The organism is Shewanella decolorationis, assembly GCF_004354305.1.
GTDB lineage: Bacteria > Pseudomonadota > Gammaproteobacteria > Enterobacterales > Shewanellaceae > Shewanella > Shewanella decolorationis.
In genome coordinates this window covers 914,642-933,235 of record NZ_CP037898.1, presented here as the reverse complement: position 1 = coordinate 933,235, position 18,594 = coordinate 914,642, and the positions used below count along the sequence as shown (strand labels likewise).

18 protein-coding genes are annotated in these 18,594 nt (G+C 49.2%); 15 read left to right on the top strand and 3 right to left on the bottom strand.

Translation table 11 applies throughout. The annotated features are described in order from the left end of the window. Positions 1–86 precede the first annotated feature (86 nt). Both pth and EYR25_RS04085 read right to left on the bottom strand, forming a co-directional pair. On the bottom strand, positions 87–674 hold the full coding sequence (gene pth, locus EYR25_RS04090; RefSeq protein ID WP_011621799.1) for an aminoacyl-tRNA hydrolase: 588 nt from the start codon (positions 672–674) through the stop codon (positions 87–89). Positions 675–841: 167 nt separating this feature from the next. Then, complete coding sequence (locus EYR25_RS04085) at positions 842–2,068, bottom strand: FAD-dependent monooxygenase (protein WP_165953461.1); 1,227 nt, start codon at positions 2,066–2,068, stop codon at positions 842–844. Positions 2,069–2,417: 349 nt separating this feature from the next. On the opposite strand from EYR25_RS04085, the gene EYR25_RS04080 reads away from it, so the two are divergent. The 7 genes from EYR25_RS04080 to EYR25_RS04050 all read left to right on the top strand — a co-directional run bounded on the left by EYR25_RS04080 (position 2,418) and on the right by EYR25_RS04050 (position 9,111). After that, on the top strand, positions 2,418–2,750 hold the full coding sequence (locus EYR25_RS04080; RefSeq protein ID WP_133178630.1) for a hypothetical protein: 333 nt from the start codon (positions 2,418–2,420) through the stop codon (positions 2,748–2,750). 139 nt (positions 2,751–2,889) lie between these two features. Beyond that, on the top strand, positions 2,890–4,314 hold the full coding sequence (miaB, locus tag EYR25_RS04075) for a tRNA (N6-isopentenyl adenosine(37)-C2)-methylthiotransferase MiaB (protein ID WP_023268293.1): 1,425 nt from the start codon (positions 2,890–2,892) through the stop codon (positions 4,312–4,314). Between the two features lie 264 nt (positions 4,315–4,578). Then, on the top strand, positions 4,579–5,643 hold the full coding sequence (locus EYR25_RS04070; protein WP_088210888.1) for a PhoH family protein: 1,065 nt from the start codon (positions 4,579–4,581) through the stop codon (positions 5,641–5,643). Then, positions 5,633–6,094: an rRNA maturation RNase YbeY gene (gene ybeY / locus EYR25_RS04065; RefSeq protein WP_023268295.1), complete on the top strand. Its 462-nt coding sequence runs from the start codon at positions 5,633–5,635 to the stop codon at positions 6,092–6,094. Before EYR25_RS04070 ends, ybeY begins: the two co-directional genes overlap by 11 nt. Positions 6,095–6,133: 39 nt before the next feature. Next, positions 6,134–7,009 (top strand): CNNM family magnesium/cobalt transport protein CorC, encoded by an 876-nt coding sequence (gene corC, locus EYR25_RS04060; RefSeq protein WP_039978917.1) that lies wholly within the window; start codon positions 6,134–6,136, stop codon positions 7,007–7,009. A gap of 42 nt (positions 7,010–7,051) precedes the next feature. Continuing rightward, on the top strand, positions 7,052–8,620 hold the full coding sequence (lnt, locus tag EYR25_RS04055; protein WP_133178629.1) for an apolipoprotein N-acyltransferase: 1,569 nt from the start codon (positions 7,052–7,054) through the stop codon (positions 8,618–8,620). Then, positions 8,617–9,111: a type II secretion system protein gene (locus EYR25_RS04050; RefSeq protein WP_165953460.1), complete on the top strand. Its 495-nt coding sequence runs from the start codon at positions 8,617–8,619 to the stop codon at positions 9,109–9,111. Before lnt ends, EYR25_RS04050 begins: the two co-directional genes overlap by 4 nt. Before the next feature lie 56 nt (positions 9,112–9,167). Here EYR25_RS04050 and EYR25_RS04045 read toward each other — a convergent pair whose 3' ends face one another. Then, positions 9,168–9,668, bottom strand: coding sequence for a zinc ribbon-containing protein (locus EYR25_RS04045; protein ID WP_133178628.1), 501 nt, complete (start codon positions 9,666–9,668; stop codon positions 9,168–9,170). Positions 9,669–9,789: 121 nt separating this feature from the next. On the opposite strand from EYR25_RS04045, the gene leuS reads away from it, so the two are divergent. From leuS to rodA, 8 genes are all read left to right on the top strand, one after another. Beyond that, positions 9,790–12,369 carry a leucine--tRNA ligase gene (gene leuS / locus EYR25_RS04040; RefSeq protein WP_133178627.1) on the top strand — a complete coding sequence of 860 codons (2,580 nt, stop codon included), beginning with the start codon at positions 9,790–9,792 and terminating at the stop codon, positions 12,367–12,369. Positions 12,370–12,428: 59 nt separating this feature from the next. Next, entirely contained in the window at positions 12,429–12,923 is a 495-nt protein-coding gene (locus EYR25_RS04035) for an LPS-assembly lipoprotein LptE (protein ID WP_133178626.1), read from the top strand. A gap of 52 nt (positions 12,924–12,975) precedes the next feature. Continuing rightward, positions 12,976–14,007 (top strand): DNA polymerase III subunit delta, encoded by a 1,032-nt coding sequence (gene holA / locus EYR25_RS04030; protein WP_133178625.1) that lies wholly within the window; start codon positions 12,976–12,978, stop codon positions 14,005–14,007. 12 nt (positions 14,008–14,019) lie between these two features. Beyond that, on the top strand, positions 14,020–14,658 hold the full coding sequence (gene nadD, locus EYR25_RS04025) for a nicotinate-nucleotide adenylyltransferase (protein WP_133178624.1): 639 nt from the start codon (positions 14,020–14,022) through the stop codon (positions 14,656–14,658). A 108-nt stretch (positions 14,659–14,766) separates the two neighbouring features. Next, the gene (gene rsfS / locus EYR25_RS04020; RefSeq protein WP_037430791.1) at positions 14,767–15,096 is read left to right on the top strand and encodes a ribosome silencing factor; all 330 of its coding nucleotides are present in this window, start codon (positions 14,767–14,769) and stop codon (positions 15,094–15,096) included. Continuing rightward, the gene (rlmH, locus tag EYR25_RS04015; RefSeq protein ID WP_011621784.1) at positions 15,096–15,566 is read left to right on the top strand and encodes a 23S rRNA (pseudouridine(1915)-N(3))-methyltransferase RlmH; all 471 of its coding nucleotides are present in this window, start codon (positions 15,096–15,098) and stop codon (positions 15,564–15,566) included. The genes rsfS and rlmH overlap by 1 nt, the downstream gene beginning before the upstream one ends. Positions 15,567–15,626: 60 nt before the next feature. Beyond that, complete coding sequence (gene mrdA / locus EYR25_RS04010; protein WP_011716117.1) at positions 15,627–17,483, top strand: penicillin-binding protein 2; 1,857 nt, start codon at positions 15,627–15,629, stop codon at positions 17,481–17,483. After that, positions 17,480–18,583, top strand: coding sequence for a rod shape-determining protein RodA (gene rodA / locus EYR25_RS04005; protein WP_023268305.1), 1,104 nt, complete (start codon positions 17,480–17,482; stop codon positions 18,581–18,583). The genes mrdA and rodA overlap by 4 nt, the downstream gene beginning before the upstream one ends. The last annotated feature ends 11 nt before the right edge of the window (positions 18,584–18,594 follow it).

Sequence of the window (18,594 nt, the reverse complement as noted above, 5' to 3'; positions counted from 1 at the left end):
ATAGTCACCCTGCCCTTCGGCAGTACATTGATTAATTCTATTGTCTTGGTGTTCGCCGTCCTTTATGCAGGCCGCGAGCACTTGGCTTACTCCGCTTTAAAGGAGTGTAAGCGAGTCATGGCTTTCACCATGTCCTCTTTAAATAGCACTTCAGTGGAACGTACGGCTTCATCCACGGCGGCGTTGATCAGCTCTTGTTCTTTGGCTGGCGCCTTACCCAGTACGTAACCACTGACTTTATTCTTATCGCCAGGATGGCCAATCCCAATCCGTAAACGGTAGAAGTTTTTATCATTAGCCAGTTTAGCAATAATGTCTTTTAAACCGTTATGGCCACCATGACCGCCACCGAGTTTAAATTTAGCCACACCTGGCGGCATATCCAACTCATCGTGGGCCACTAGAATTTCTTCAGGCGTAATACGGAAGAAATTCGCTAAGGCCCCCACGGCTTTGCCGCTTAAGTTCATATAAGTGGTTGGGATCAGCAAACGCACATCTTTGCCATGCAATACGGCTCTGGCGGTGAGGCCAAAATACTTGCTGTCCGGCACTAAGCTGACGCCACAGATGCGGGCCAATTCTTCCACATACCAAGCGCCCGCATTATGGCGAGTCTGCGCATATTCGGCGCCCGGATTGGCAAGACCTACGATTAATTTAATTTCGCTCATGACACTCACTAATGGCACTCAATACTGCGTTAATTGGTCGCTGGCAAAACGCACATGGACGACCATCTTGAGTTAATAATGCCGCTTACGCTCGTTAAAAACGCGGCATTTTAGCACTCAATGCGTAAGTCAACAAATGCCGAGTGAGTCAACACTCACGATGTGGCCTAATTGAGCCCCATCGCATACTTCAGCACGGTTCGCTTGATAGGAGAATTAATATTGGCCAGTTTTAACGCGCCGTTACGCAGTAATTTAAGCGGCAGAATGTCATTACTAAAGCCTGCGTAAAACACATCCATGGTCGTCATCATCAGTTGATTATCGCGATAACGTTTAGCTTGATAGGCATTTAAAACCTCGGTGGACCACCAAGGTTTATCCTCGGTTAATGCAGTCTTGATGACCGCCAGTAAGGCTTCTACATCTTTAAAGCCGAGGTTAACCCCTTGGCCCGCCAACGGATTAATGGTGTGCGCCGCATCCCCTAAAATCACCACATTCGGCTTAAAATAGGCATTCGCGTGGCGGCGCGTGAGGGCAAAACTGCCTTTGGCTTCAACGGTAAAGTCACTGTCCAAGCGAGCGGGAAAATGCTGGCGGATTTGGTCGGCAAGCTGCTTATGATTCAGCTGCATTAACTGTTTAATGCGATTGGCATCGTCATACCAGACTAACGACGCATGATTGCCGGGTAGAGGTAATAACGAGCGCGGGCCGTTAGGGGTAAATTGTTGCCAAGTGACATCTTGCTGGCCTTGGGCGGTTTGGATATTAATCAGCATCGCCGATTGGGCATAGTCCCAACCCGAAATGCCAATCCCCGCCCATTGACGCACCTGCGAGTTGGCGCCATCGGCCCCGATGAGCAGCTTTGCCTCAAGCTGAATACCGGATTGTAAGTGTACGCTCACCCCGTCTGAGAGGCGCGAAAATGTCGCCACACGCTCGGGGCAAAACAATTTAATCGCATCCCATTGCTGCATTTGCTCCCACAGGGCGAGTTGCACCAAGCGGTTTTCTACAATATGCCCTAAATGACTCGCGCCGATTTGTGAGCTATGGAATTGAGTAATGCAACCATCAAGCTCCCAGGTTTCTAAGCCCAGATAAGGCACATTACGCATGTTAAGCAGACTCTCGAGCGCGCCTAGCTGCTCGAGTAACTGTTCAGAGGCCACGCTTATCGCCGACACGCGCACATCTAATGCCTGCTCGGGGGAATAAGCCTTGGGGGCAAATGATTCAATCACCGCCACTTGTAAGCCTTGCTTCGCCAGCCCGATAGCCGTTGCCGCGCCCACCATACCGCCACCGACAAGGATCACATCAAATTGTTGAACATCTGTGGTTGTCTGGCTTGGTTGCTGTGTTTGGCTTATCGCTTGGCTCATCTTAGTTACCACTCTTTAGAATTCTTTCCATTTATCTGACGCACTTTACCCTTAGCTAGAGCTCGAAATTAAGGCTCAAGCTTAAAGCGCATCACGCTGATCGCGGGCATTGTATCAAAAGCATGTCAATTTCAGCTCAAAGGTGAGCAAATGTTGCTAGGGGCGCATTTGCTCACAGTTGCTTACAAAGGCAAGTTTTCACGCTTAACAAAGCCACAACACTCTAAGTCAACCCCGCGGGGATCTCAGGCGGTCTGCGGGATAAGCCGATTAGCATCTCACTTAGCGAGCCCTAGCCGTTCGGGACGAGTTACCAGTGAATCCACTTAATAGAGTTAGTGAGGATGTCATGAAAACACTCATCCACTTGCAGATAGCCAGTAGTCTACTGATTTGCAGCGCAGTCCCATTTAGTCATGCTCTGGCGGCAACGCCAGTGATGGAAACCATCACAGTCAGTTACCGCGACCCACTCGATTATGCCCTATATCTACATACCACGGAAATGTTGAGCGTATTTCGACTCGAAATCCGTGAAGACATTAGCATTCAAGCCCGTAATAGCTTGTTAGAAATGGCAAATGCAGCCCAATTTAGCCAGCCATCCCTCGCACAAAACTCATCCGCTGAGATAAACCTAGCTTCTTTGTGGGTATCACAATCTCAGGGGATTGGCGAGTAAAAATGTGGACAAAGCTGGTCAGCAGCCATAACTGCGGGTAAAATGTCGCGCTATTTTTACTGGGCGGCCGGATTTGTCTCTAACAGGGCAAAGGCAGCTTGGGCACATATTTACTGGGCAGCGTAGGGCAACACAACTGATGAGCAAAAAACTCCATATTAAAACTTGGGGCTGTCAAATGAATGAGTATGACTCATCCAAGATGGCGGATCTTTTAGGCGAATACCAAGGTTACACCTTGACTGAAGAAGCTGAAGAAGCGGACATTCTACTGCTAAACACTTGTTCTATCCGCGAAAAAGCGCAGGAAAAGGTGTTCCATCAGTTAGGTCGTTGGAAAACCCTTAAAGATAAAAATCCCGATCTGATCATTGGTGTGGGTGGTTGTGTTGCATCGCAGGAAGGTAAGGCGATCAAAGACCGCGCTCAGTGCGTCGACATCATCTTTGGACCACAGACACTGCACCGTCTGCCGGATATGATCGACCAAGTACGTCGTGGCGAAAAGGCCGTGATCGACGTGAGCTTCCCTGAAATCGAAAAATTTGACCGTCTACCAGAACCGCGCGCCGAAGGCCCAACGGCGTTTGTGTCTATCATGGAAGGTTGTAGCAAATACTGCTCATTCTGCGTGGTGCCTTATACCCGTGGTGAAGAAGTCAGCCGTCCATCGGACGACATCATCCTCGAGATTGCCCAACTGGCAGAACAAGGTGTGCGCGAAGTCAACCTGCTCGGTCAAAACGTTAACGCCTACCGTGGTGCAACCCACGACGGCGGCATTTGTACCTTTGCCGAGCTATTACGCTATGTCGCCGCTATCGATGGTATCGACCGTATTCGCTTCACCACCAGTCACCCGATTGAATTTACGCAGGACATTATCGACGTTTACGAAGATACTCCTGAATTAGTCAGCTTCCTGCACTTACCAGTGCAATCCGGTTCTGACCGCATTCTGACGGCAATGAAGCGTGGCCATATGGCGATTGAGTACAAGTCAATCATCCGCCGTCTGCGCAAAGCCCGTCCTGATATCCAAATCAGCTCTGACTTTATCATTGGCTTCCCAGGCGAAACCAAAGAAGACTTCGCCGATACCATGAAGCTGATTGAAGATGTAGGCTTTGACCACAGCTTTAGCTTTATCTACAGTGCGCGCCCAGGTACACCTGCGGCAGATTTACCCGATGACGTTGATATGGAAGAGAAAAAACAACGTCTGGCGATTCTGCAGGACCGTATCACTCAACAAGCCATGCGTTACAGCCGCCATATGATGGGCACAGTACAACGTATTCTGGTTGAAGGCCCATCGGTGAAAAACCCCATGGAGCTGCGCGGCCGTACCGAAAACAACCGTGTCGTCAACTTCGAAGGCCTGCCAAAGCACATTGGTAGCTTTGTGGATGTCGAAATTGTCGACGTTTACACTAACTCACTGCGCGGTAAATTTATCCGCGGTGAAGATGAAATGGATCTGCGCCGCAACCTGCGCCCATCGGATATTCTGGCGAAACACAAACAGGATGACGATCTCGGTGTGACACAATTTAAACCTTAAGGGTTTAAAATTTAGCGAGTAGCACCTATATCAGGGCGACATGGTTTAATTAACCTCAGTGTCGCCCTTTTTGTTTTGTGTACTTTTGCCTTGTATTGAACAAGCTATTCAAAACCCTTGGGCTTAACGATTTTCCGTTAGCAATTATCTGCTATGGCTCGTAAACTGAGTTTATCTTCTGATCAGAAGTTGCGATAGCAAACAGGCATCGCACTTGGCTTTTCACTCAGCACTTTGCTTGGTATTTGACAATAGGAGTACTATTTGTCCAGTAAATTAACCACAATGAATCTGTATCTCGAACCCGCAGAAACCCGCCGTTTGGCCTCGCTGTGCGGTCCCTTCGATGACAATATCAAACAGATTGAGCGTCGCGTTGGCGTTGAGATAGTCCGTAAGAACAACCATTTTCAAATTACCGGACTGCCACGTAACTGTTTAAGTGCTAACAACTTACTTAAGCAGCTCTATATCGAGACCCAAACGGTCAAGGGCAGCACGCCGGATCTCGATCCTGAACAAGTGCACTTGGCAATCCAAGAAGCCATCGCCTTAGAGCAGGACGATAGCGGTGATGATAAAGCCTTGTTTATCAAAACTCGCCGTGGCGTTATTAAACCGCGTAACCCCAACCAAAGCACCTATGTGGCCAACATTGTGCGCCATGATATTACCTTTGGTATTGGCCCTGCGGGAACGGGTAAAACCTATTTAGCAGTGGCCGCCGCCGTTGATGCATTAGAGCGTCAAGAAGTGCGCCGTATTCTGCTTACCCGCCCCGCGGTTGAAGCAGGGGAAAAACTCGGCTTCTTACCCGGCGATTTAAGCCAGAAAGTCGACCCTTACCTGCGCCCACTTTATGATGCCTTGTTCGAAATGCTCGGCTTTGAAAAGGTGGAACGCTTAATCGAGAAAAACGTCATCGAAGTGGCGCCTCTAGCTTACATGCGCGGTCGCACCTTAAACGATGCCTTTATTATTCTCGATGAGAGCCAAAACACCACGGTTGAACAGATGAAGATGTTCTTAACCCGTATTGGCTTTAACTCGCGCGCGGTCATCACCGGTGACATCACTCAGACGGACTTACCCAAACATGTTAAGTCGGGTCTACGCCACGCCATTGAAGTCCTGAGCCAAGTCGAGGAAATCAGCTTTAACTTCTTCGTGTCTCAAGACGTAGTGCGTCACCCAGTGGTTGCTCGGATTGTCGAAGCCTATGATGCTTACGATCGTAAAGAGCAGGCATTAAAGGCCGAAAAAGAGCGCCGCGACTATCAACAAGCACACCCACAAACGCAACCGGAAGTTTTAAAGCATGAGTCTTGATTTAGCCTTAGATGTGCAATACGCCACGGCGAGTGACTATCTGCCGAGTGAAGAGCAGTTTGCTCTCTGGGTAAAAACCGCCATTGGTAACAGCATGGAACAGGCGGAGCTGACAATTCGCATCGTCGATGCCCGTGAAAGCCAAATGCTAAACAGCACCTACAGAGGCAAAGACAAACCGACCAATGTGTTGTCGTTTCCCTTTGAAGCACCACCAGAAATTGAACTTCCACTGCTTGGAGATCTTGTCATTTGTGCCGCAGTCGTTGAAAATGAAGCGCGTGAACAAGATAAAACCCTAGAAGCCCATTGGGCACACATGGTTGTACATGGTTGCCTGCATCTGCTAGGTTATGATCACATTGAAGACGAAGAAGCCGAAGAGATGGAGTCGCTAGAGACTCAACTCATTGAAAGCTTAGGTTTTACTGACCCATATAAGGAACAATAATTAGCTAAGATGTCATACATCAAAGTTAATGAGAAAACTATGAGTGACGATATCCCCCCGAGTACGAGCGCCCAAAAGAAAGGCTGGTTTGACAGAGTAAGTCAGTTATTTCAGGGCGAACCTCAAAATCGCGAAGACTTAGTCGATGTGATTGATGGCGCGGAGCAGCGCGAGTTAATCACCGAAGACACCCGCGAAATGATCAAAGGTGTATTAGAAGTTTCTGATATGCGTGTTCGGGATATTATGATCCCACGAGCTCAAATTGTCGCGATTCAAATCGACAATACCGTCGAAGAATTGCTCGCAACGGTTATCGGTTCAGGCCATTCTCGCTTCCCTGTGGTGAACGAAGATAAGGACCATATCGAAGGTATTTTACTGGCTAAAGATTTGATCCCTTATGGTTTCTCAAACAGTGAAGAACCCTTCTCCCTTGAGCGCGTGATCCGCCCCGCCGTCGTTGTGCCTGAGAGCAAACGCGTCGACGTGTTACTCAAAGAATTCCGCTCCCAGCGTTACCATATGGCGATTGTCGTCGACGAATACGGCGGAGTATCGGGTCTGGTAACCATTGAAGATATTCTCGAAGAAATCGTCGGTGAGATTGAAGACGAATTCGACCACGATAGCCCTGAAGACACAGAGATCCGCAAGGTCGGTAACACTGTCTACATGGTGAAAGCGTTGACGCCTATCGAGGATTTTAACGAAGAGTTTAATACTCACTTCAGCGATGAAGAGTTTGATACCGTCGGTGGTTTAGTGTCCCATGCCTTTGGTCATCTGCCAGAGCGCAATGAAAGCATTATGATCGAAGGTATTGAATTTAAAGTCATCAATGCCGATACCAGACGCTTAATCCAACTCAGAGTTAAACTCCCCGATCCCAATATCGGTGAAGACGTAGAATAACCCTCTGCGTAAGAATAACGCTCAGTGTAAGAAGAATTATCCGTGCTAACTAACATTCGGGCTTTTGCCCAACAAAAGTCCCGACTGAGCGTGTTACGGCTCGTACTGGCGTTTATTTTAGGCGCCAGTACGGCGCTTTCCTTTGCCCCCTATTCCTTGTGGATTATCTATCCCGTCGCCATGGCCTTAGCCCTATGGCTGAGTGGCTCCCTAAATCCGAAAGCCAGCTTTTTTCATTGGTTAAGCTTTGGTTTTGGCTGTTTTGCCGTTGGGATCAGTTGGGTGCATGTCAGTATGGACACCTTTGGTGGCCTCCCCTTAGCCGCGTCAGTGGGGCTAATGGCGCTGCTAGCCCTCTATTTAGCCCTCTATCCGGCCTTAACGGGCCTCGGTTTAGTGTGGTTGACCCGCACTAATACGCCCTCCTTATGGCGTAACCTATTACTCTTCCCCGCGCTTTGGGTCTTGACCGAATGGGCCAGAGGCTGGGTGATGACAGGGTTTCCCTGGATCTGGGCCGGCTACTCCCAAACCCAAGGTCCATTAAAGGAACTCGCGAGTATCATTGGCGCCCTAGGACTCAGTTTCTTAATTGCGATGCTCGCGGGCGCCTTAGCTCTGTGTTTTAGCAAGCGCTACAAAAGCCTATTGATTTTACTGCCCATCATCGCAGCTGCGGCGTGGGCTGCGCCAAAGCTAACGCAAATCCAGCCAACGGGCGAGTCGGTTAAAGTTGCACTTGTTCAGGGGAATATCCCCCAAAGTATGAAATGGGAACCCGAGTCACTCTGGCCAACCCTATTGAAATACATGGATTTATCCCGTGAGCACTTTGACGCTGACATTATCGTCTGGCCAGAAGCCGCGATCCCTGCACCAGACTACCAAGTGCAAGACTTTTTGGATAATGCTAACAAGGTCGCCAACCTTAACCACACTTCAATCATTACCGGGATTATTAGCCGTCAACAGGACGAGTTTTATAACTCTTTGATAGTGCTAGGTAACCATAATCAGAAGCAGCAAGACACGCCCGATTATGAGAGCGATGGCAGCAACCAGTTTAAGAAACACCATCTACTGCCTATCGGCGAATTTGTGCCCTTTCAAGCTTTACTGCGCCCGATTGCCCCTTTCTTCAATCTGCCCATGTCCTCCTTCGCGCGGGGCGATTATCAACAGCCGAATTTGAGCGCCGTAGGCCATAAAATTGCTCCGGCAATTTGTTATGAAATTGCCTTCCCAGAGCAGCTGCGTGACAGTGTTAACCTCGGTACGGATCTGCTATTAACCGTATCGAATGATGCGTGGTTTGGCACCTCAAATGGTCCGTTGCAGCATATGGAAATAGCCCAAATGCGCGCCATTGAATTGGGCCGCCCTTTGGTTCGCGCCACCAATAATGGTGTAACAGCGGTTGTCGATGAGCATGGCAATATAACAGCTGCACTGCCACAATTTGAAACGGGCGTACTGAGCGCAACGATTCCATTGGTCACAGGTCAAACTTGGTTTGCCAAAATTGGCCAAACACCACTGTTAGCCCTATGTGGAGCACTGCTGTTACTCGGTTTTATTCGTCGTCAAAAGCAGCAACAGAATTTGAAATGATTAATCACAAACGCAATCAAGGCTTTACCTTAATCGAGCTCGTGGTCGTTATTATCGTGCTGGGGATTTTAGCGGTTATCGCGGCACCGAAATTTATCGGCATGAGTAAAGAGGCGCGGGAAAAAAGCCTGCTGCAACTCCAAGCCAGCGTTAAAACCGCGAATACCTTAGCCTATTCCAAGACCCAAATGCCGAGCTTGCAGAGCCAAGCCGTTGCTGGCCGTGACGATATTATTGACGTTGATCTTGATGGTGATGGCGTGGCCGAAACCCGACTCAAATGGGGATATCTAGACAATACCGATATCCAAAAATGGATTGAGAAAGACGATAAACTCGTTATTCAATACCAAGGGATTGATATTACGTATATTGGCTACGACTTGAATGACAACACCTTAGTCGATGACGATCAGTGTTATTTCCGCTACACCCAAGCCGCCGATGCCAGCACACCACCGCTTTACGATATCAATATCCAAGGCTGTTGATGATTAATAAAAAACGACGCTAAGCGTCGTTTTTTATTTTTGGGAAAACTATAAGACTAAGGCGTTAACGCCTCGCGGGTAAACTCTTCATGGTCACACTCGGGACAATCTGGGATCACTCCCGGGAACTCGATACTCATTTCATGGCCGCAGTTAGTGCACACCATCACCCCTTGGCTAACAATATCGCCGCTCTGATAATAACCGTGATGTTTGAAGTCTTGAGCCAACTCATGCCACTCCACTTGGCTGCGGTCAGTGATTTCACTTAACCAATGCCATAGAGTATTTTCTAGGGTGATCACCGTTGGGCTGTGACTTAAGCTATCGGCGTTTTGCTCACGCAAAAAGCTGGCAATATCACGCTTTAAGAATTGCTCCACTAAGGCGAGCTCATCTTCCCCCGCTTGTTCTTTGAGGCGTAAAAACTCTTTCCCTTGAGTGACAGACTTAAATAAATTCTTTGCAGTCAGCGAGTTATCTTCCGTAAATTGCGCTTTCACTTCGTTAATTAAGGCTTGATACAGTCCTAGTAGCGCACTACTTCTATCATTCATAACCAATACTCCTTCATAGAACCTTTTTAATGCATCGCTTCTAGTTTATTCTATGCAGATCTTATTCGCGTCGATATGGCGTTAGATCAAATAAATAGGCGGCACTGCCGGAAATAGCGTGATGCAAGAGCAATATAATCCCTCAGAAATTGAAGCCTTAGTGCAAAAGCACTGGCACGACAACAAAACCTTTGAAGTTACTGAAGATCCAAACAAAGAAAAGTTTTATTGCCTTTCGATGTTCCCCTATCCTTCAGGTCGACTCCACATGGGACACGTTCGCAACTATACCATAGGCGATGTGGTTGCCCGCTTCCAGCGTCTTCAAGGCAAAAACGTGCTACAACCTATCGGTTGGGACTCTTTCGGTTTGCCAGCAGAAAACGCCGCAATCAACAACAAAACCGCTCCTGCGCCATGGACTTATCAAAATATTGAGTACATGAAGAATCAGCTAAAACTGTTAGGTTTTGGCTATGACTGGAGCCGTGAAATCGCCACTTGCACCCCAGAATACTACCGCTGGGAACAATGGTTCTTCACTAAACTGTACGAAAAAGGCTTAGTTTACAAGAAGACAGCTTCTGTTAACTGGTGCCCTAACGATGAAACCGTACTGGCTAACGAGCAGGTACAAGACGGTTGCTGCTGGCGTTGTGATACCCCTGTAGAACAAAAAGAAATTCCACAGTGGTTTATTAAGATCACCGCCTACGCCGAAGAACTGTTAAACGACATCGACACCTTAGACGGCTGGCCTGAGCAAGTTAAGACCATGCAGCGCAACTGGATTGGTCGCAGCGAAGGCGTGGAAATGACCTTTGGTGTTGCTGGTAGCGACAAGTCATTCGACATTTACACTACCCGTCCAGATACCCTGATGGGCGTAACCTATGTGGCGATTGCCGCGGGTCACCCATTAGCAGAATTAGCAGCGCAATCTAACCCTGAGCTTGCTGCCTTTATCGATGAGTGCAAAAACAGCACAACGTCTGAAGCCGATTTAGCCACCATGGAAAAACGTGGTGTCGCGACTGGTCTATACGCTATTCACCCTATCACTGGCAAACAAGTGCCCATTTGGGCGGCTAACTTTGTACTGATGAACTACGGCACTGGTGCCGTGATGTCCGTTCCTGGTCACGACCAACGCGATTACGAATTTGCGAAAAAGTACAATCTGCCCATCGAAGCGGTTATCAAACCTGTTGATGGCGAGTTAGACATTAGCGAAGCAGCTTACACCGAAAAAGGCGTGCTGTTTAACTCTGGCGAATTCGACGGTTTAGATTTTGACGGTGCCTTCAATGCCATCGCCGACAAGTTAGTGGCTGAAGGTAAAGGCAAACGCCAAGTGAACTACCGTCTGCGCGACTGGGGTGTATCACGTCAGCGTTACTGGGGCGCGCCAATTCCTATGGTGACCTTAGCCGATGGTACTGTGATCCCAACGCCAGAAGATCAACTGCCAGTCATTCTGCCAGAAGATGTGGTGATGGATGGTATCCAAAGCCCAATCAAGGCCGATAAAGAATGGGCGAAAACCCAAGTTAACGGCCAAGACGCGCTGCGCGAAACCGATACCTTCGATACCTTTATGGAATCTTCTTGGTATTACGCCCGTTACTGCAGCCCACAGGCTGACCAAATGTTAGACCCAACCAAGGCTAACTACTGGTTACCCGTAGATCAGTACATTGGTGGTATCGAACACGCCTGTATGCACTTGTTGTACTTCCGTTTCTTCCACAAGTTGCTGCGTGACGCAGGTCTAGTAAACACTAACGAGCCAGCAAAACAACTGCTGACTCAGGGTATGGTTCTGGCCGATGCCTTCTACTACACCAACGACAAAGGTGCCCGTGTATGGGTGTCGCCACTGGATGTAGTGACTACAGAAAAAGACGACAAGGGCCGTATTACTAAGGCTATCGACAAAGACGGTAACGAGCTGGTTTATACCGGTATGAGCAAGATGTCTAAGTCGAAAAACAACGGTATCGACCCTCAGGTGATGGTAGAGAAATACGGCGCCGACACAGTTCGTCTGTTCATGATGTTCGCCTCTCCACCAGAATTAACGCTGGAATGGCAAGAGTCTGGCGTTGAAGGCGCGCACCGCTTTATCAAACGTCTGTGGAAACTGGCCAGCGATTATGTGGCGCAGGACAACAGCGAAGCCTTAGACGTGAGCAAATTAACTAGCGAGCAAAAAGCGCTGCGCCGTGAAGTACACAAGACCATCGCTAAGGTGACCGATGATATCGGCCGTCGTCAGATGTTCAACACTGCGGTTGCCGCCGTGATGGAACTGATGAACCACCTGCAAAAAGCGCCACAAACCACAGGTCAAGACCGAGCCATCATTGGCGAAGCTTTAACTGCGGTAGTGCGTTTACTGTACCCAATCATCCCACACGTAAGCTTCACTCTGTGGAATGAGTTGGGCAACACCAACAGCATCGAAGACAGCCAATGGCCAGTTGTCGATGAATCTGCACTGGTAGAAGACAGCAAACTCATCGTGGTACAAGTGAACGGTAAAGTGCGCGCTAAGATCACAGTCGCAGCCGATGCTGACCAAGCGTCTGTTGAAGCCCTGGGTATGGCGGACGAGCAAGTCATCAAGTACTTAGATGGTGTTACCGTGCGTAAAGTTATCTATGTACCCGGTAAACTGCTCAGCATCGTTGCCAACTAACATCGTTGCTGTGATAAACGGATGCTGTCCACAAGACAAACAGGAAACCGCGAAAACTTATGCTAATTAAACGCTTAGCTTTCGCAATCATGGCGCTGGTCATTATGACCAGCGCAGGTTGCGGTTTTAAGCTTCAACGTAGCTATCAAATCCCCGAGCAGCTCAATCAACTCAGTTTGAGCAGCTCGGACGAATACAGCGAACTCACCCGTTTGGTGCGTGAGCGGTTACGTTTGAACAACGTCAAGATTGTCGATGCCGCCAATGATGTGCCAGTGTTAAGGCTCATCACCGACTCCTTAGAGCGTTCGACCCTGTCACTTTACCCAACGGGCAATGTGGCCGAGTATGAGCTTATCTATCTCGTCGAATTTGCCGTGGCCTTGCCAGGCAAAGAGGCGCAGCCTTTCAAGATTGAAATTCGCCGCGATTACTTAGACGACCCTCGCACCGCACTGGCTAAAAGCCGTGAGATGGAACTGTTAGTCAAAGAAATGCGTATCCAAGCGGCCGACCGGATCCTGCAATCCATGGCCAGCACTGAGGTGAATTAATGCAGGGTCCCAATTAATGTGGCACTGCAACAAAATGTGGAGAGTGATTTAAATGCGTGTTTATCCTGATCAACTCTCCCGCCATCTCAATCCGCTTCACGCTTGCTACCTGATTTTTGGTGATGATCCTTGGTTGCTCGAAACCTCCAAGGATCAGATCCGCCAAGCGGCCAAACGCCAAGGGTTTGAAGAGCGCGTTCAGTTAATTCAAGAAACGGGTTTTAACTGGGGTGACTTGACCCAAGAATGGCAATCCATGAGCCTGTTTTCCAGCCGGCGCATTATTGAGCTAACACTACCCAACGCAAAACCCGGTGCAGATGGTTCGGCGGCGCTACAAGCGTTACTTCAAACGCCTAATCCCGATGTGCTGCTGATCCTCGAAGGTCCAAAACTCGCCAGCGAGCAAACCAATAGCAAGTGGTTCAAAACCTTAGATAGCTTAGGGATTTATTTGCCCTGCACTACACCAGAGGGCGACCAATTCAGACGTTGGCTCGACTCACGTATCGCGCACTTTAAACTGAATTTACAACCCGATGCGCGCGCTATGCTCTACACCCTGTATGAAGGGAATTTACTCGCCGCCGATCAGGCCATGCAGTTGCTACAACTGTTAAGCCCAAGCCAACCCATCGGTGCCGACGAATTAAGCCATTACTTTGAAGATCAATCCCGCTTTACCGTGTTTCAGCTCACCGATGCACTGCTGAATAATCGTCAAGACAGTGCTCAACATATGCTGGCCCAACTCAACGGTGAAGGCACGGCCATGCCGATTTTACTCTGGGCCTTGTTTAAAGAGCTGCAGCTACTGCTTAGCCTCAAGAGTGAACAAGCCCAAGGCGTGCCCTTAAATAGTCTCTTTGGTAAACATCGAATTTGGGATAAACGCAAACCCTTGTACCAAACCGCGTTGCAGCGCTTAAGCCTCACCCAAATCGAACATATGCTTGCCTTCGCGTCTAAGCTGGAGCTGAACCTAAAGCAATTAGGCCATGAAGATTGGACAGGGCTCAGCCACCTGTGCTTATTATTCGATCCCAAGGCCCACGGCCATCTGGCCCATATCAGCTTAGATTAAGGCGGAGTGTTGATGCGTATCGGTATTTTAGGCGGCACCTTCGACCCCATACATTACGGCCATATTCGCCCCGCGATGGAAGTCAAAGCCAGTCTCAAGCTGGATAAAATCCTGCTGATGCCCAACCATATTCCGCCGCATAAGAACACCACTCACTCGACCACAGCGCAGCGGCTCGAAATGGTCGCGCAGGTATGTGCGAGTTTACCCGGCTTCGAGCTCTGTGATATCGAAGCTAAACGCGACAGCCCATCCTATACCGTTGTCACCCTTAAGCAGTTAAGTCTGCTTTATCCCGAGGACGAACTGTTTTTTATCATGGGAATGGATTCGTTTATTCATCTGCAAAGCTGGCATAAATGGCAGCAACTGTTTGAATTAGCCAATATTGTGGTATGTCAGCGCCCGGGTTGGCATTTAGCCGAAGGGCATCCAATGCTGCATGAACTAAGCGCCCGTCAGGCAACGCTTGAAACCTTCAGTCACTCAAGCGCGCCGCAACATGGACGCATCTTTACCGTCGATATAAGCCCACAGGATATTTCGTCCACCCAAATTCGCTCACAACTGGCCATGGGGGAAATTCCACAGGATGCCCTCCTGCCCATCACTTTAAATTACATTCAAAAACAACGGCTTTATTTTTCTTAGGCCCAAAATCCCGCGCCAATAATACAAACTCGGCCGCTAAGATAATGTATTCCACAGCGCAAGACTGATATACTAGCGCGCTATTTAAAATAAATGAGGTACATCAGCGTGCAGAGCGCCGAATTAAAGCAGTTTGTTGTCGATAAAATCGACGATTTAAAAGCCCGTGACGTCGTGGTTATCGATGTCAGCAACCAATCTAACATTACCGATTACATGGTGATTTGTTCAGGTACATCTAAAACTCACGTGAAAGCGATCGCCGAAAACCTCGTGCTCGAAGCGAAAGCGGCCGGCATTCCACCAATTGGTATCGAAGGCCGCGACAGCAGCGAATGGGTATTGGTGGATATGGGCAACGTGATCCTGCATGTTATGCAAGACCAAACCCGCGATTTCTACCAGCTTGAAAAGCTCTGGTCAGAAAAGCAAGCCTAATGAAGTTGCAACTCATCGCAGTAGGGACACGGATGCCCGATTGGGTCACCCGCGGCTTTGAAGAGTACCAACGCCGCTTCCCCCGAGATATGGCGCTGGAACTGATTGAAATCCCTGCCGGCAAGCGCGGAAAAAACGCTGATATCGTTCGTATCCTGCAAAAGGAAGGCGAGCAAATGTTAGCGGCTATCCCTAAGGGCAATCACATTGTCACCTTAGATCTTCCCGGCAAAAACTGGACTACGCCAGAATTGGCGACCGCCATGAACAAATGGCAACTCGATGGTCGTGATGTGAGCTTACTGGTTGGCGGCCCCGAAGGCTTAGCGCCCGCCTGTAAGGAAGCCGCCCATCAGAGTTGGTGCCTGTCGGCATTAACCCTGCCCCATCCTTTGGTGCGGATTGTGGTTGCCGAAAGCTTATACCGCGCGTGGAGCGTGAACACCAATCACCCTTATCACAGAGAATAGCGGGATCTTGATGTTAACGAGTGTCAACCACCCGGATGGGATCAGCTGGAGATAGCCTAAGTGTCGCCAAAAAAGCGGATAACCATGCACGACCACGCCGCCGAGGCGTCACTGTTTAAGCGCCGTGCGCTGTTCACTTTTTTTTGTGTTGTCGCCCTCTTGAGCGTGTTGGTGACCAATCTTTATCACCTTCAAGTTGAATCCTATAAAGATTACGCAACACGTTCTAATGACAACCGTATTCGCGTCGTGCCCATCGCCCCAAGCCGTGGCCTGATTTACGACAGAAACGGCGTACTCCTCGCCGAAAACCAACCCTTTTACTCCCTCGATCTGGTTCCAGAGAAAATTGCCAATATGTCCGAGACTTTGGACGAGCTAGGCAAGTTAATCGAGATCACCCCAGATGAGCGCGAAACCTTTACCGACGCCTTAAAGTTTCACCGCCGCTTTAAGCCGCTCACCCTTAAAAATCAGCTGACTGAAGAGCAAGTGGCGATTTTTAGCGTGAACCAGCATCGCTTCCCTGGGATTTCCGTCGAGGCGGGTTTAAAGCGTAACTACCCCTATGCAAGCCAGCTCACCCATGTGCTGGGCTATGTAGGCAAAATCAACACCCGTGATCGCGCCCAATTGGAGCGTAACGATCAATGGAAGAACTATGCTGCCACCAAGGATATTGGTAAACAAGGCATTGAAAAGTTTTATGAATCTCTGCTGCACGGCACGCCGGGTCACCTCGAAGAAGAAGTGAACAACCGCGGCCGGACTATCCGCACGCTTAAAATCGTGCCGCCGGAGCCTGGGCAAGATATTTACTTGACCCTCGATTTGCAATTACAGCAAAAGGCCGTGGAATTACTCCAAGGTCACCGTGGCTCGATTGTCGCTATTGATCCGAGAGACGGTGGTATCTTGGCCCTAGTCTCAAGCCCAAGTTACGACCCTAACCAGTTCGTCCAAGGGATTAACAGCAAAGATTACAGCGATTTATTGAACGATAAATCCCGCCCGCTGATTAACCGCGCCACCCAAGGCCAATATGCACCAGCCTCGACGGTCAAACCCATTATCGCCCTGCTGGGATTGGATGAAAAAGCCGTCACCGAGCACACCCGTATTTGGGACCCTGGCTTTTGGCAAATCCCCGGCGTTGAGCGTAAATACCGCGACTGGAAACGTTGGGGCCACGGCTGGGTGAACGTCTACAGCGCCATCGTCGAATCCTGCGATACCTACTTCTATGAATTGGCTTATAAAATCGGTGTCGACCCTATCGCCCGCTTTATGGAACAATTCGGCTTTGGACAGAATACCGGGGTCGATATTTTCGAAGAGTCGGCAGGCAATATGCCCTCAAAAGAATGGAAGCGCTTAAAATACAATCAGGCTTGGTATATTGGCGACACGATTTCTGTCGGTATCGGTCAAGGTTACTGGACTGCAACACCATTGCAATTAGCCAGCGCCACCGCCATTCTCGCCAATGATGGCCGCCGCTTCCCGCCACATTTGTTAAAGTCGATTAAAGATAATACGGCCAAAATTGACTCGCCAATTAACGAGTTACCACCGATTGAGCTTAAAAATCCGCGCAACTGGAAAATCATCAACGAAGCCATGCGCCAGACTGCTCATAAGTCGCGCTTTACCGACGCCAGCTACACGGCCGCGATGAAAACCGGTACGGCGCAGGTGATTGGCGTAGCCGAAAACACTAAGTACGATGCCAATAAGATTGCCGAGCATTTCCGCGATAACGCCCTCGTCGTCGCCTACGCGCCCTTTGAAGATCCGAAAATCGTCCTCGCAGTGGTGATGGAAAACGCCGGCTGGGGTGGCGCAAACGCAGGCCCTGTCGCCCGCGCTATGCTCGATGAATACATGCTAAGAGACACTTGGAAACCAACACCATGAGTGCCCAACCACGTCAAAATATCTGGCAACGAATGCATATCGACTTGCCCTTACTGCTCGGCCTATTTGCCGTCATGGGCTTTGGCCTGTTTGTTATCTACTCCGCCAGCGGTGAAGATCTTGGCATGATGGAGCGCCAGCTGTTTAGGATGTTTTTATCCCTAGGCATTATGTTTACCATGGCACAGATCAATCCCGAGGCGCTAAAACGCTGGGCCTTACCGATTTACCTTGCGGGGATTGTGCTGCTGCTTGGGGTACATTTTTTTGGGGAAATCAATAAAGGTGCGCAGCGCTGGCTGAACTTAGGCTTTATGGAGTTCCAGCCATCGGAACTGATTAAGCTCGCCTTCCCCATCACTATGGCATGGTATATCAGTAAGTTCCCTCTGCCGCCAAAGAAACGCTATCTAGCAGGTGCAGGGGTTATCCTGCTAATACCAACCCTATTAATCGCTAAACAACCTGACTTAGGCACCTCGATTTTGGTGGCAGCATCAGGCATTTTTGTACTGTTTTTATCGGGCATGAGCTGGGCGATTGTGGGCGGTTTTATTGCCGCAGTGTTAGCCTTCTTACCCATTCTTTGGTACTTCTTGATGCACGATTACCAAAGAACCCGCGTATTGACCCTACTCGATCCAGAGCAGGATCCCTTAGGTGCCGGTTACCATATTATCCAATCGAAAATTGCCATTGGCTCCGGCGGTCTCTGGGGTAAAGGTTGGCTCGATGGCACCCAATCCCAATTAGAATTTATCCCCGAACGTCACACCGACTTTATCTTTGCAGTGATCGGTGAAGAGTTTGGCCTGATTGGTAGCATTATCCTGCTTCTGATGTATCTGTATATTATCGGACGCGGCTTAGTCATCGCCTCGCGCGCGCAAACCAGCTTCGCCCGGCTCCTTGCTGGCAGTATCACATTGACTTTCTTCGTTTATGTTTTTGTGAATATTGGTATGGTTTCAGGTATCCTGCCTGTGGTGGGTGTGCCTTTACCCCTTGTCAGCTATGGCGGTACTTCCATGCTGACATTGATGACAGGGTTTGGCATTCTTATGAGCATTCATACCCATAGACGTTTTGTAGATAGATAATTTTTAGGGAC

What these genes read in the sequence shown, in the direction of transcription:
- pth (WP_011621799.1), bottom strand. Translation starts at nt 674, where the DNA reads ATGAGCGAAATTAAATTAATCGTAGGTCTTGCCAATCCGGGCGCCGAA.
- EYR25_RS04085 (WP_165953461.1), bottom strand. Translation starts at nt 2,068, where the DNA reads ATGAGCCAAGCGATAAGCCAAACACAGCAACCAAGCCAGACAACCACA.
- EYR25_RS04080 (WP_133178630.1), top strand. Translation starts at nt 2,418, where the DNA reads ATGAAAACACTCATCCACTTGCAGATAGCCAGTAGTCTACTGATTTGC.
- miaB (WP_023268293.1), top strand. Translation starts at nt 2,890, where the DNA reads ATGAGCAAAAAACTCCATATTAAAACTTGGGGCTGTCAAATGAATGAG.
- ybeY (WP_023268295.1), top strand. Translation starts at nt 5,633, where the DNA reads ATGAGTCTTGATTTAGCCTTAGATGTGCAATACGCCACGGCGAGTGAC.
- corC (WP_039978917.1), top strand. Translation starts at nt 6,134, where the DNA reads ATGAGTGACGATATCCCCCCGAGTACGAGCGCCCAAAAGAAAGGCTGG.
- EYR25_RS04050 (WP_165953460.1), top strand. Translation starts at nt 8,617, where the DNA reads ATGATTAATCACAAACGCAATCAAGGCTTTACCTTAATCGAGCTCGTG.
- EYR25_RS04045 (WP_133178628.1), bottom strand. Translation starts at nt 9,668, where the DNA reads ATGAATGATAGAAGTAGTGCGCTACTAGGACTGTATCAAGCCTTAATT.
- leuS (WP_133178627.1), top strand. Translation starts at nt 9,790, where the DNA reads ATGCAAGAGCAATATAATCCCTCAGAAATTGAAGCCTTAGTGCAAAAG.
- EYR25_RS04035 (WP_133178626.1), top strand. Translation starts at nt 12,429, where the DNA reads ATGCTAATTAAACGCTTAGCTTTCGCAATCATGGCGCTGGTCATTATG.
- holA (WP_133178625.1), top strand. Translation starts at nt 12,976, where the DNA reads ATGCGTGTTTATCCTGATCAACTCTCCCGCCATCTCAATCCGCTTCAC.
- nadD (WP_133178624.1), top strand. Translation starts at nt 14,020, where the DNA reads ATGCGTATCGGTATTTTAGGCGGCACCTTCGACCCCATACATTACGGC.
- rlmH (WP_011621784.1), top strand. Translation starts at nt 15,096, where the DNA reads ATGAAGTTGCAACTCATCGCAGTAGGGACACGGATGCCCGATTGGGTC.
- rodA (WP_023268305.1), top strand. Translation starts at nt 17,480, where the DNA reads ATGAGTGCCCAACCACGTCAAAATATCTGGCAACGAATGCATATCGAC.